Consider the following 12,810-nt stretch of genomic DNA (forward strand, 5'->3'; position numbering starts at 1 on the left):
CCCTCGGGACGCGTCGCTCCTTCAGTACGCGGCCGACAGTGCCCCCAGATGGGCCCGGCGCACCTCCGCCGTCTGCCCCTGCACCAACAGGAACATCGCCTCACGCGCGAGACGTTGCGCCCGATGGTCGAGCTGCAGGGCGCGCCCGCCGCCCGTGACGAGCGCGGCGGTCGTCGCCGTCCGCATCAGATCGAACGCCTTCGTCTTGAGCGCCAGCCGCTCCTCCATGTGCTCGTGCGGCGCGGGATGGTCGGCGAGGGCGTACGCCTGCCGCCGCACCTTGTCCAGCCGCAGTCGCAGCCCCTTCGTCGTGGGGTCGTCCTGCTCCAGCAGCGCCAGCGCCGACTCGGCGACGCCGAACACCGCCGGCGAGGCGTTCGCCGGTTTGGGCCGGTCGCCGGCCGCCCAGCTCTCGTACGGGGCGTGCAGGGCCACCGCCTCGTCCGGGATCCACAGCCCGTCGAGCTGGAGCGAGACCGTACGGGCTGCGGTCAGCGCGGCCAGCCGCATCGGCGGCGACGCTTTCAACCCCGACTGCTGTCTGGCCTCCGTGAACGCGAACACCACCTCGTCCGCGTCCGTGACCCCGGCCAGCAGCATCACATCGTTCAGGCCCCACCCCGTGTACCAGGGGACCGTCCCGTGGAACCGCCAGCCGCCCCGCTTGGGCACGGCCCGGACCGGTACCTGCGGATACCTCCGCAGATGCGCGTACGCCACCCCGGACAACAGCTCGCCCGTCGCCAGCTTCGCCAGCAGCCGCTCCTTGGCCGGGAGTTCTGTCTTGGTGAGCGTCAGTACGGGCGTGTAGTGCTGGGTCTGCACGAACCACGTCGCGCAGCACGCGCCCGCCAGGATCTCCGCGATCTCCCGCGCCACGGAGTTCGGCGCCCCCGAACCGCCGTACGCCTGCGGCGCGTTCACCCCCAGCAGCCCCGATTTCTTGATCGCCTCGATGCTGCTCGCGGGCACCTGCTCCTGATCGACGCGCTCGGCCTGAGGCGCCAGCACTTCGGCGGCGAGACTGCGCGCCCGGACGACGAGAGGATGCGGTGACGTGGTCATGGGGGGATTCTCCCCGCCCCCGCACCGGAAGATCACCTTTTCGCGTCGTCGACGTGTCTTTGACTGGTCTACACCCTTGACTGGTACAGACCAACGCGGTTGAGTGTGCCACCACACCCCCCACCACGGCCGCCCCGCACCGTGGCCGGCTCCGCCGGCGCGTGCGCGCGAGGTCCGTCCCCGTCATGCCCTGCGGAGCCTCGCCCGGGTGCGGCCGTGCCCCACGAAGGAGTTGATTCCGTGTCGAGGCGCCGACTCTCCGCCCTGCTGACCGCGCTGGTCATCGGCGGTTCCACACCCCTGCTGCTGCCCGCCCAGAGCGCGAGCGCCGCTCCCTGTTCCAGCTACCCGAACTGGGTGGCGGGCCGCTCCTACGCCGCCGGTGACATCGTCCGCTACACCGACGGCCGGGCCTACATGGCCGAGCATGCCAACCCGGGCTACGACCCCACCATCAGCACCTGGTACTGGGATCCGTACGCCTGCGAGAACGGCCCCTCCAACCCCTCCGGGTTCGTGGTGAGCGAGGCGCAGTTCAACCAGATGTTCCCGAACCGGAACTCGTTCTACTCGTACAGCGGGCTGCGGGCGGCCATGAGCGCGTTCCCGGCCTTCGCCACCACCGGCAGCGACACTGTCAAGAAGCAGGAGGCGGCGGCGTTCCTCGCCAACGTGAACCACGAGACGGGCGGGCTGGTCCACATCGTCGAGCAGAACACCGCCAACTACCCCACCTACTGCGACTGGAGCAGGCCCTACGGCTGCCCCGCCGGACAGGCGGCCTACTACGGCCGGGGCCCGATCCAGCTCAGCTGGAACTTCAACTACAAGGCGGCGGGCGACGCGTTGGGGCTCAACCTGCTGGGCAACCCCTGGCTGGTGCAGAACGACGCGGCCGTCGCCTGGAAGACCGCCCTGTGGTACTGGAACACCCAGACCGGCCCCGGCAGTATGACCGGCCACAACGCGATGGTCACCGGAGCGGGCTTCGGTCACACCATCCGCAGCATCAACGGCTCGTTGGAGTGCGACGGCAAGAACCCGGCGCAGGTGCAGAGCAGGGTGAGCGCTTACCAGCGGTTCGTACAGATCCTCGGGACTTCGCCGGGCGGCAACCTGTACTGCTGACGGCGACCCCTTCGCCGTGATGTCATGCACCTGACTTCGACTCCGGGGTCCGGCCCGACTCGGGTCTGTCGTCTGGATCATGCCGGCTTCGGGCTACGGCACCTGCAAGGCTGCCGGTGAGCGGGGCTTGGTGCGTGCGGCTGCAAGGCGGAGGAGGGCGTCAACGCGGAGCGTTGGCTACCGACGACAACGCCGCAGATGTGCGTGCCAAGCCCCGCGGCCCAGGCGTGATCCAGACGACAGGCCCTAACGGCCGGGCCCCGCTCCCGTCCCCGTTCTGACGAAGGGCACCCCCATGCCAAGTCCCCGTACCACCTCGCTCGCGGCCGCCGTGGCGCTGGCCGCCGTCGTGGCCGCGCCCGCGCCCGCGGCCTCCGCCGCGGTTCCCGCTCCGGGCGCCTACTACGTGCAGAGCGCCGTCACCGGGCTCAACGCGGCCGACAGCGGGGGAGCGGTGGAACAGCACCGGCCCAAGGGCAACGAGGACCGTCAGCAGTGGACGTTGCGGGCGAGCGGAGCCTCGTACGTGCTGGAGAGCGTGGACGCCGCGGGCAGTTGTCTCGGCCGCTCCGGCGACCAGGCCAGAGCGGTCGCCTGCGCCAGCGGCGACGCCGCCTGGGACATCACCGACCTCGGCTCCGGCCGCCACCGGCTGAAGGTGCCCGGCGCCGAGCGCTACCTCACGGTCGGCGCCAAGCCCTCCGGCGCCAACTACCCCGCACCGCTGGTCACCGGCGGGACGGGCGACCTGGCCGCCTGGTACCTCACCCCGGTCAACCCCACCACCAACCCCATGCCGCCCGCCGGGCAGCGCACCCTGGACCAGGTCACGTTCCTCACCGCCCACAACGCCTACGCCAACGGCGTCGACGGCGGCTTCGCACCCCCCTTCGTCAACCTCGTCCCGAACCAGACACGCGGCATCAACCAGCAACTGTCGGACGGCGTCCGCGGATTCATGCTGGACATCCACCAGACGCCCGACGGCGCGATCCTCTGCCACAACAGCTGCACCCTCGTCAGCCGGCCCGTCGCCCTGTGGGTCGACATCCAGCGCATGGTCGACTTCCTCAAGCAGAACCCCGACCAGTTCCTCACCGTGTTCCTGGAGGACTACGTCGACCCGGCCGTCCTGCGCTCCGAACTCGCCCGTGTCAACGGCCTGTCCGACGTGCTGTACCGGCCCGACCAGACCGGCGTGCGCACCAGCGGCTGGCCGAGGATGGCCGATCTGATCGCCGCGAACGACCGCCTGCTCCTCTTCACCGACCGCAGCCGCGCCTCCGACCAGGCCGCCGGGCTCACCCGCGACACCTTCGGCGTCATGTACCAGAAGGAGTGGACCGTCGAGAACTACTGGTCCATGGGCGGCGGCATCGGCTCCTCCGACTGGTCCTGCTACAGCCGCTGGTACGACGCCAACACCAACATCCCGCTCACCCGCACCGAGTCCGCGTTCAAGCCGCTGTTCGTCATGAACCACTTCCGCGACGTCGGCATCACCGGCACCGCCACCAACGACAACGCGAAGCTGGCCGACCGCGCCCAGCGCTTCTGCCAGCCGGCCGCCCGCAAGAAGCCGAACTTCCTCGCGGTCGACCACTACAACCTGGGCAACGCGGCATCGGCGGTCACGACCCTGAACACGTACACCTATCCGTAAGGTGGGATTACCTCACCGGCGGACTCCTCCGGGCGGGGCGAGCGGCGACACGCATGCGCGGGATCGGGGCGCAAAGCGGCACCAAGCGGTTCATATAGGCTGCCTGTTCTGCCCTGTCGTTCGTCACCACTCGGGAGAGTCATCCGTGAGCGTAGCCACCGCCCACTCCGTGTCGGCCGTACCGCCCGCCGACGAGACGCAGGCGACCGGGGGAGTTCCGGCGCAGGACGAGGGAATCTGGGTCGAGCCGGGCGCCTCCGCCGACGCCGGGGCCCTGCCGGACGGGGCCCGCGGTGAGAGCCCGTCCGAGGTGTCCGCCGGACAGGTGCCGGCCCAGGTGTCGGGCGACGGACCGGCCCCGCCCGCTGTGGACGGCGACGCGACCGCCACCCCGGGCGACGCGGACGACGCCGAGGACATCGTGGACGAGCAAGTCGCCCGCGACGCCCGCGACTTCGGGGTGTACGCCCGCACCGGCGGCTGGGCGTTCGCCCTGAAGGTGGCGCGGAGCGTGCGGCCCGGCGGGGAACTGCCCGGGGAGACCGTGAAGGTGTCCGCGAAGCGGTTCGCGGAGCTGGCCGGGTGCTCGGCGGAGCGGGTCATGCGCTACTACAAGGCATGGGACAAGGCGGCCGACGACGGCATGGTCCCGCACTTCGAGGCGCTCGCCCCCGGCGCCGAGATCGACCTGCCCGACTCGGACGTCTGGCTGTCGTACTACAGCTCCCGCTCCAGCGCGACCTCCGACCGGGGCACCGCCATCACCGCGGCCGCCGAGGCCGAGGGCATCCGCCCCACCAAGGCCCTGGAGGTCGCCGAGAACCCCACCGCGCTGCGCGCCGCGATCCTCGCCGACCCCTCCACTGCCCAGGCGGCCCGCACCGCTCTCCTCGACCGGCTCAAGGAGGACCCGTCCCTCCAGACCGAACTCGCCCGGGACATCGCGCGCACGGAGGAGCTGAAGAAGGCGGTCGCCAGCGAGACCCAGGCCGCGACCCGCATCGGGTACGTCCGGCAGATCGTGGAGAACGGCCAGGTCAAGACCCCCGCAGGCCAGGTCATCGACGCCCCCGCCGAACTGCGCGCCGAGGCCGAGCGGCACCTGTCCCTCATCGACGAGCTGGACGACGACGAGGACACCGGCGAGTGGGCGACGGAGGCGTACGACACCGTCAAGGAACTCGTCGTCCAGACCGTCGAGTCGAACCCCGAGCTGCGGGTCCAGGAGCGCCGCACGAAGTTCTACAGCAGCCTCCAGAAGGCGACGAAGGTCTTCGAGGAGCTGACCCTCGACGACGCCGTGGACCTCGACGCGATCTACGAGGACGACATGCTCCAGCGCCTGGAGGAGCTCCAGGAGGCGCTCAACACCTGCATCGCCGCCCTCCGCAAGGCCTCGCCGGGCGACTGACCCGGCGTTCCCGCCGGTGAGGCCCCCTGCGTCCGCAGGGGGCCTCCGTCGTGCTCGGCAGTTGCCGTCCGGCAGGTGTTACGTATAACCTCCCGGGAACCCCGAGCGAACCTCGGTAGATCCCCGCTCCGCCCCGCGCGTGAACCGCGCCCCACCCGAGAGGCCCTCCGATGAGACGCGTCGCCCTGGTCACCCTCGTGGTCGACGACTACGACGAGGCGATCCGCTTCTACACCGAGGCGCTCGGCTTCCGGCTTGTCGAGGACGCCCCGAGGCCCGACGGCAGCCGCTGGGTCGTCGTCGAGCCGGGCACCGGGGGCGCGGGCAGCGGACTGCTGCTCGCCCGGGCCAAGGACGAGGCGCAGCGCGGCCGGATCGGCGACCAGACCGGCGGACGCGTGGGCTTCTTCCTGCACACCGACGACTTCGCCCACGACCACGCCCGGATGCTGGCCTCGGGCGTCAGGTTCCTGGAGGAGCCACGCCACGAGCCGTACGGCTCGGTCGCCGTCTTCGAGGACCTGTACGGAAACCGCTGGGACCTCCTCCAGCCCGCCGACTGAGCCACCGTCGACTGAGCCGCCCCGACTCGACCGTCACCGACCGAGCAGCCCGGCTCGACCACCAACCGACCGAGCAGCCCGGCTCGACCGTCACCGGCCGAGCAGTCATCGACCGAGCCGTCTGCCGGGTCGCCCACCGGACCCGACCGGCGCACCCGCCGCACACCCACCGCACCACCTGCCGAGGAACGAACGCCATGACCGCGCCCCGCATCGACGCCGACACCATCCGCCGCCTCCCCAAGGTCGTTCTGCACGACCACCTCGACGGCGGTCTGCGCCCCGCGAGCCTCGTCGAGCTCGCGGCGGAGGTCGGCCACACCCTTCCCGAGACCGACCCGGAGGGTCTCGCCGCCTGGTTCTACGAGGCCGCCAACTCCGGTGACCTGGTGCGGTACATAGCCACCTTCGAGCACACCCTCGCCGTGCTGCAGACCCGCGAGGGCCTGCTGCGCGCCGCCGAGGAGTACGTGCTCGACCTGGCCGCCGACGGGGTCGTCTACGGCGAGGTCCGCTACGCCCCCGAGCTGAACACCAGAGGCGGGCTGGCGCTGGCCGAGGTCGTCGAAACCGTGCAGGAGGGCCTCGCCGCCGGTATGGCCAAGGCGGCGGCCCAGGGCACCCCGGTCCGCGTCGGCACGCTGCTGTGCGGGATGCGCATGTTCGACCGGGTCCGCGAGGCCGCCGATCTGGCCGTCGCCTTCCGGGACGCCGGTGTCGTCGGCTTCGACATCGCGGGCGCCGAGGACGGCTTCCCGCCCGCCGACCACCTGGCCGCGTTCGAGCACCTGCGCCGCGAGAGCGTCCCCTTCACGATCCACGCCGGTGAGGCCCACGGCCTGCCCAGCATCCACCAGGCCCTCCAGGTGTGCGGCGCCCAGCGCATCGGCCACGGCGTCCGCATCACCGAGGACATCGTCGACGGCAAGCTCGGCCGCCTCGCCTCCTGGGTCCGCGACCGCCGTGTCGCCCTGGAGATGTGCCCCACCTCCAACCTCCAGACCGGCGCGGCCACCTCCATCGCGGAGCACCCCATCACCGCCCTGAAGGACCTCGGCTTCCGTGTCACCCTCAACACCGACAACCGTCTGGTGTCCGGGACGACCATGACCCGGGAGATGGGCCTGCTCGTCGAGGAGGCCGGCTGGACCCTCGACGACCTGCGCACCGTCACCGTCAACGCGCTCAAGAGCGCGTTCATCCCGTTCGACGAGCGGAACGCCCTGATCCGTGACGTTGTGCTGCCGGGCTACGAGTCCGTGCGCTGAAGCAGACCCCGTACGTACGCGGCCTGGCCGGCATGCTGAAGATCGTCGGCCAGGACGCTCACCAGGCGGACGCCCAGGCTGACCGGCGGATCCCAGCGCTCGTCCACGATGCGGTCGAGACTCCGGCCGGTCAGCCCGCGCACATACCCGAGGGTCTGGTCGTGCACGGCGTCGTAGTACCCGGTCAGCAGGTCGGCGGAATCCACCCGCACCTTCCCCACCTGCGCCGCGCTGTGCCCGTAGCCCGTGTCGTGGCGCGGTAGACCCAGCCCGAAGCGCTTCTCCCAGCCCTGGGAGAGCCAGACCTGGTCGAGTCCGGCGGCATCGGCGACATGGTCGTCCTGGATCCGGGTGAGGTGCCACACCAGCCAGGCGACGGAATTGGCGCCGGGGGCGGGGCGGGCGTGGAGATCCTCGGCGGAGAGTCCGTCCACCGCGGCATGGACCTCCTCCTTGATCCGGCCGAACGCGTCGATGAGAACGTCCTTCACATCCATACGTCCACCATCGGCCATCGGCGCCGCGCCCGCACCGCCCCCGCACCCGCTCACGCCGGCCCCCGCTGAGCCCCGTGTGGCCCCGTCCGTCAGCTGCCGGAAGCGCCCTTCGCGCCGATGTGGAAGATCTTGTAGTCGCGGCTCATGTCGACGACGAGCTTGGTCTTCTTGCCGCTGCCCCAGGTGAAGGTGATCCCGGCCTCCGTGTGGTTCGCGGTGCCGTTGTCGGTGACCTTCCACGACACGGGCACGTTCTGGGCGCGCAGAACGCCGTCCGCGTTGTTCTTCGCCTCCCAGGCCTTGAGCTGCTTGCGCAGATCGGCCGTCAGGTAGTACTTCCGCAACTCCTCGGCGAGCTTGCCGCCGCCTGCCGGGCCGCTCTGCGCGTCGATGTAGGCGCCGTAGAAGTCGGCGATACGGGTCACCGCGTCGGAGGGCTTGCCGCTGACGGTGCGCGGACCGCCGGCGGACGCCGTGGCCGTCATGCCGAGGCCGAGGGCCAGGGCGAGGCTCGCGCCCAGAGCGGTGCGGCGGAGGGTGCGCGTGCTGTTCATGTGATTCCCCGGTCTTCTCTTACTGCTGTCGTGTGATCGTGTGATCGGGTGGTGAGTGGTGCCGGTCGGCGGCCGTGGGCTCAGTGGAGCTTGTTCACGGCCGTGGTCGTCGTCTTCTTGAACGCCTTGACCGGCGCGCTCTCGAAGTCGCCCATCTGGGCCCAGTCGACGACGGTGACGGTCCTGCCGTCGCGGCCCACCGAGAGCAGCTGGACGTCCATCGCGCCCCAGGACGTCCGGACGTGCAGCCCGTGGACGCGGGCGCCCTCCTCGACCGGCAGCGAGCCGTAGTCCCGGTACTGGGCCTTGAGGTCGGGGTCGGCGTCGATGCGGGCCGCGCACTTCCGGTAGTCCTTGTTCAGCCGCGCGGCGAGAGCCTTGGCCTTGGCAGCGCTGCCCACGACGATGGTGAGCTGTCTGGCGCTGGTCTCCAGGTCGGTGCGGAAGACGCGGTGCCGGGCGTCGTACGCCAGGAGGGCGTCACCCAGGCAGTACTGGAACTCCTCGGGCACACCGTCGGTGACCTTGCCCGCACGCCAGGAGGACGACGGGTGGGGCGGGAGCTGGGACGCCGAGAGGAACTTCGGCGCGGCGCTCGCCTTCGCCGCGGGTGCCGGTGCGCCGGCCGCTGTTGCGCCGGTCGTGGGTGAGGCGGTCGCCGTGACCGCGGAGCCCGCCGCGAGGCATGCGGCGATGAGTGCGGTGAGCACGCCTGCTCGGGTGCGCTTGGGCATGGATGTCCCCCCAATGAACGAGTACGTGGATGTCCGGGTGCCGCCGACGCCGGGTGGTCCGTCCGGTCTGGTCGGTGCGACACCAAGAGCTTCAGCCGTCACCGGACACCGGCGCAACGATCTGGGACGCGTCCACCGGGGTGGAACCATCCCAGCCCCTCTGACGTGCAGGTATATGGAGTCCTGGGATGCCGTCCCGGGACGGGGAGGGCAGGGAGAGAAGTGTCGGCAGCACCGCAGGACGTCCAGGCATTCGCGGCGTGGCTCACCCGACTGAAGGAAGGCACGGACCGCAGTTACGGCCAGTTGGCCCGTCGGCTCCACATGAACACGTCCACGCTGCACCGCTACTGCGCCGGTGACACGGTCCCCACGGACTTCGCCCCTGTGGAGCGGTTCGCCGCGCTGTGCGGGGCGACCGCGGAGGAACGGATGGAACTGCACCGCCTGTGGCTCCTGGCGGTCGCGGCCCGCCAGCGGGCGCGGACGGGGGGCGCGGGGGCCGGGGCGGGCACCGGGGCCGGTGGCAGTAAGGGGGCAGGGACCGGGGCTGAGACAGCGGCAGACGCGGAGACGAAGACCGAGGCGGAAACAAGGGCAGAGGGCGAGACCGGTGTAGAGGCTCAGGCCGAAGCCGAAGCCGAAGCCGCAGCCGAAGCCGCAGCCGAAGCCGAAGCCGAAGCCGAAGCCGAAGTCGGAGTCGTCGCCGGGCCGCACGCCGCGACCGAGGTGGGGGCCGACTCCGTCTCCCGCGAGGCCGAGTCCACGGGGCCCACCGAAGCTCTGGGAGCCGCCTCCCCCGCGTCCCCCTCACGCCGTCCCTGGCACCGTCGGCGGCCGATCCTCGCCTCCGCCGCCGTGGCCGTCGCACTGCTCACCACCCTGGGCAGTTACACCGCCCTGTCGTCGTCCGAGCGCTCCCCGGCGGGCCGTACCCCGCAGGACGGTCCGGTACCGGTCCGTACGCCGTCCGGGGGAGACCGGCTGATGTCCCCGTCCCCGAGCCCCTCCTCCTCGGCCGAGCCCACCACCGAACCGACGTCGGCCTCGCCCACCTCCGGCTCCGAGGGGAGCAAGCCCAGCCCCTCCCGTGGCGACGACACCGCGCGCAGACCACCCGCGGCGGCCGACGTGCCGCTCACCTGGACCGCCGACTCCCAGGTCTGGGAGATCGGCTGCAGCCACGACTACGTCATCGCGAAGCCGCCGAAGCAGGTGCCGCCACCCCCGCCTCCGCAGGACGCCGGTGCCTGGGCCGCGACGCAGCAGGCGGTGCACGGCCGGCAGACACTCGTGGAGATCTCGGTGCAGGGGCGGTCGTCGAAGGCGGTCGTGCTCAAGGCACTGCGCGTACGCGTCGTGGGCCGCAGCGCTCCCGCCGGGGGCAACGTCTACGCCATGGACCAGGGCTGCGGCGGAGCGATCAGTTCCCGCTACTTCGACGTCGACCTGGACAAGGGCCGGCCCATCGCCCGCCCGGTCGGCGGCAGCGACATGGGGACGCCGATCCCGGCCGTGCGCATGCCGTACAAGGTGTCGGCCGAGGATCCGGAGGTGCTGCTGGTCAGCGCGGAGACCGCGACGTGCGACTGCCGCTGGTACCTGGAGCTGGAGTGGTCCTCAGAGGGCCGTACGGGCACGGTCCGGATCGACGACCACGGCCGCCCGTTCCGCACGACCGGCATCAAGGGCCTGCCCCACTACATGTACGCCACCTGGAAGCACCAGTGGGAGCCCCTGACGGACGGACGACCGGCTGACTGAACGACCGACCTGCTGACCGACCCCGCTTGCCAACCGACCGACCCGCGACCGAGCGACCGACTGGCCGACCGGCCGGCCGGTCGGCTCAGCAGGTGTCGATCTGCGGTTCCAGCAGCCCCAGCAGGGCCCGTGCCGCCGGGCTCATGGCCTGCGGGGGCGGCAGCAGGGCGACCGTCTCGTACACGGTGTCGTCGGTGCCCTTCACGGGGACGGCGGTGAGCGACGCGCGCTTGTGCCGGAAGTGGCGCGGTACGACGGCGATGCCGAGGTTCTCGTCGACGAGGTCGAGGAGGCTGTGCACGTCGTTGACCTCCAGGGGCACGGTCCTGCGGACGCCCGCGGCCGCGAAGACGGCGTCGGTCGTGCGGCGCGGCCCCCAGTCCGGGTGGAAGTCGACGAAGACCTCACCGCCGAGTTCGTCGGGCGTCACCGCCGCGCCGGCGGTCGCGAGACGGTGGCTGGGATGGCACAGCACGGTCATCGGCTCACCGGTCAACGGGACGACCCGCAGCTGGTCGGTGTCCTCCTGCGCGGTCCGCACCGCGAAGGCCAGGTCGAGCCGCCCGCTCGCCACCTCGTCCGCGAGGGCGCCGGAGCCGGCCTGCCGCAGACAGATCTCCACATCCGGGTGCCGCCGCCGGAACGCGGCGAGCAGCCCCGCCACATGCACCCCGGCGATGCACTGCTCCGACCCGAGCGCCAGCATGCCGCGCAGGACACCCTGCACCGCGGCCACCGCCTCGTGCGCCGACCGCACCTGCGCCAGGATCCGCTCCGCCTCCGTCAGCAGCGCCCGGCCGGCCGGTGTGAGCGTCACCCGGCGCGTCGTCCGTACGAACAGCGGCGTCTGCAGCTCCCGTTCCAGCGAGCGGATGGACGCGGACAGACCGGACTGGGAGACCAGCAGCCGTTCGGCCGCCCGGGTGAAGTGTTCCTCCTCGGCGACCGCGACGAAGTGCTGCAGATGACGGAGCTCCATGACTGAGAAGCGTAAGCGCTGAATCCCATCGGATTCTTCTGTTGGACCAATGCCCCCAGGTCGCGAAAGAGTGGACACCGGTTCTCAGGGAACCCGGACCCACCGTGCCAACCCCTCTGGAGTCGCGTTGTACACCGCACACCACGACCGTTACGCGGACATGCCCTACCGGCGCACCGGACGCAGCGGTCTGAAACTGCCGGCGCTCTCACTCGGCCTGTGGCACAACTTCGGCCCCGACCGGCCCGTCACGACCCAGCGCGAGATCCTGCGCCGCGCCTTCGACCTGGGTGTCACCCATTTCGACCTGGCCAACAACTACGGTCCGCCGCCCGGCGCCGCCGAGTCCGCGTTCGGCGAGGCGCTCAAGGCCGACTTCGCCCCGTACCGCGACGAGCTGGTCATCTCCACCAAGGCGGGCTATCTGATGTGGCCCGGCCCGTACGGAGAGTGGGGCTCCCGCAAGTACCTGCTGTCCTCGCTCGACCAGAGCCTGAAGCGCATGGGCGTCGACTACGTCGACATCTTCTACTCCCACCGTCCCGACCCGGACACCCCGCTGGAGGAGACGATGGGCGCCCTGCACTCGGCGGTGCAGCAGGGCAAGGCGCTGTACGTCGGCGTCTCCAACTACTCGGCCGAGCAGACCCGTGAGGCCGCCCGCATCCTGGGCGAGCTGGGCACCCCGCTCCTCATCCACCAGCTGCGCTACTCGATGCTCGACCGGCGCCCCGAGAGCGAGGGTCTGCTCGACGCCCTCGACGAGCTCCAGGGGGGCTCCATCGTGTTCTCCCCGCTGGAGCAGGGACTGCTGACCGGCCGCTACCTCGACGGCATCCCGGAGGACTCGCGGGCCGCGAGCGACAGCCCGTTCCTGAACTCCGACGCGGTCACCGAGGACCTGGTGGGCCGGCTGCGCGCCCTCGACGAGGTCGCCAAGTCGCGCGGTCAGTCGCTGACCCAGCTCGCCCTCGCCTGGGTGCTGCGCGGCGGCCGGGTGACCTCCGCGCTGGTCGGTGCGAGCAGCGCCCGCCAGATCGAGGACAGCGTCGGCGCGATCCGCAACCTCGACTTCGAGGCCGGCGAACTGGCCCGTATCGACGCGATCATCGAGGGCAAGGCGTAGCCTCCGGGCCCGGCAGAGGGGGGCCGTGACGACCGGTGTCGTCACGGCATCCTCCGCG

At 71.3% G+C, this 12,810-nt stretch carries 12 protein-coding genes; 7 read left to right on the top strand and 5 right to left on the bottom strand.

Annotation, left to right across the window (positions count from 1 at the left end):
• Positions 1–21: 21 nt before the first annotated feature.
• Entirely contained in the window at positions 22–1,065 is a 1,044-nt protein-coding gene (locus M8J73_RS07255) for an acyl-CoA dehydrogenase family protein (RefSeq protein WP_055540221.1), read from the bottom strand.
• A 240-nt stretch (positions 1,066–1,305) separates the two neighbouring features.
• On the opposite strand from M8J73_RS07255, the gene M8J73_RS07260 reads away from it, so the two are divergent.
• The 5 genes from M8J73_RS07260 to M8J73_RS07280 all read left to right on the top strand — a co-directional run bounded on the left by M8J73_RS07260 (position 1,306) and on the right by M8J73_RS07280 (position 7,098).
• Entirely contained in the window at positions 1,306–2,193 is an 888-nt protein-coding gene (locus tag M8J73_RS07260) for a glycoside hydrolase family 19 protein (protein ID WP_055540222.1), read from the top strand.
• 295 nt (positions 2,194–2,488) lie between these two features.
• On the top strand, positions 2,489–3,856 hold the full coding sequence (locus M8J73_RS07265; RefSeq protein WP_055542295.1) for a phosphoinositide-specific phospholipase C-related protein: 1,368 nt from the start codon (positions 2,489–2,491) through the stop codon (positions 3,854–3,856).
• Positions 3,857–4,001: 145 nt separating this feature from the next.
• A complete protein-coding gene (locus tag M8J73_RS07270) occupies positions 4,002–5,267 on the top strand; it encodes a hypothetical protein (protein ID WP_055542296.1) in 1,266 nt (421 codons plus the stop codon).
• A 170-nt stretch (positions 5,268–5,437) separates the two neighbouring features.
• Positions 5,438–5,830 carry a VOC family protein gene (locus M8J73_RS07275; RefSeq protein ID WP_055542297.1) on the top strand — a complete coding sequence of 131 codons (393 nt, stop codon included), beginning with the start codon at positions 5,438–5,440 and terminating at the stop codon, positions 5,828–5,830.
• A 197-nt stretch (positions 5,831–6,027) separates the two neighbouring features.
• Positions 6,028–7,098: an adenosine deaminase gene (locus M8J73_RS07280; RefSeq protein ID WP_055542298.1), complete on the top strand. Its 1,071-nt coding sequence runs from the start codon at positions 6,028–6,030 to the stop codon at positions 7,096–7,098.
• Here the strand turns inward: M8J73_RS07280 and M8J73_RS07285 are convergent.
• The 3 genes from M8J73_RS07285 to M8J73_RS07295 all read right to left on the bottom strand — a co-directional run bounded on the left by M8J73_RS07285 (position 7,080) and on the right by M8J73_RS07295 (position 8,883).
• A complete protein-coding gene (locus M8J73_RS07285; protein ID WP_055542299.1) occupies positions 7,080–7,595 on the bottom strand; it encodes a mycothiol transferase in 516 nt (171 codons plus the stop codon). The genes M8J73_RS07280 and M8J73_RS07285 overlap by 19 nt on opposite strands.
• Before the next feature lie 89 nt (positions 7,596–7,684).
• A complete protein-coding gene (locus tag M8J73_RS07290; protein ID WP_055542300.1) occupies positions 7,685–8,149 on the bottom strand; it encodes a hypothetical protein in 465 nt (154 codons plus the stop codon).
• 80 nt (positions 8,150–8,229) lie between these two features.
• A complete protein-coding gene (locus M8J73_RS07295; protein ID WP_055542301.1) occupies positions 8,230–8,883 on the bottom strand; it encodes a hypothetical protein in 654 nt (217 codons plus the stop codon).
• Between the two features lie 222 nt (positions 8,884–9,105).
• Between M8J73_RS07295 and M8J73_RS07300 the strand changes: the two genes are divergently transcribed.
• Positions 9,106–10,647 carry a helix-turn-helix domain-containing protein gene (locus tag M8J73_RS07300; RefSeq protein ID WP_249828369.1) on the top strand — a complete coding sequence of 514 codons (1,542 nt, stop codon included), beginning with the start codon at positions 9,106–9,108 and terminating at the stop codon, positions 10,645–10,647.
• Between the two features lie 85 nt (positions 10,648–10,732).
• On the opposite strand, the gene M8J73_RS07305 is transcribed toward M8J73_RS07300, so the two are convergent.
• Positions 10,733–11,626 carry a LysR family transcriptional regulator gene (locus tag M8J73_RS07305; RefSeq protein WP_055538133.1) on the bottom strand — a complete coding sequence of 298 codons (894 nt, stop codon included), beginning with the start codon at positions 11,624–11,626 and terminating at the stop codon, positions 10,733–10,735.
• Between the two features lie 127 nt (positions 11,627–11,753).
• Here M8J73_RS07305 and mgrA point away from each other — a divergent pair, with 127 nt between their 5' ends.
• Complete coding sequence (gene mgrA / locus M8J73_RS07310) at positions 11,754–12,752, top strand: L-glyceraldehyde 3-phosphate reductase (protein WP_055538132.1); 999 nt, start codon at positions 11,754–11,756, stop codon at positions 12,750–12,752.
• The last annotated feature ends 58 nt before the right edge of the window (positions 12,753–12,810 follow it).

Origin of the sequence: Streptomyces neyagawaensis (assembly GCF_023516595.1) — a bacterium.
Taxonomy (GTDB): domain Bacteria; phylum Actinomycetota; class Actinomycetes; order Streptomycetales; family Streptomycetaceae; genus Streptomyces; species Streptomyces neyagawaensis.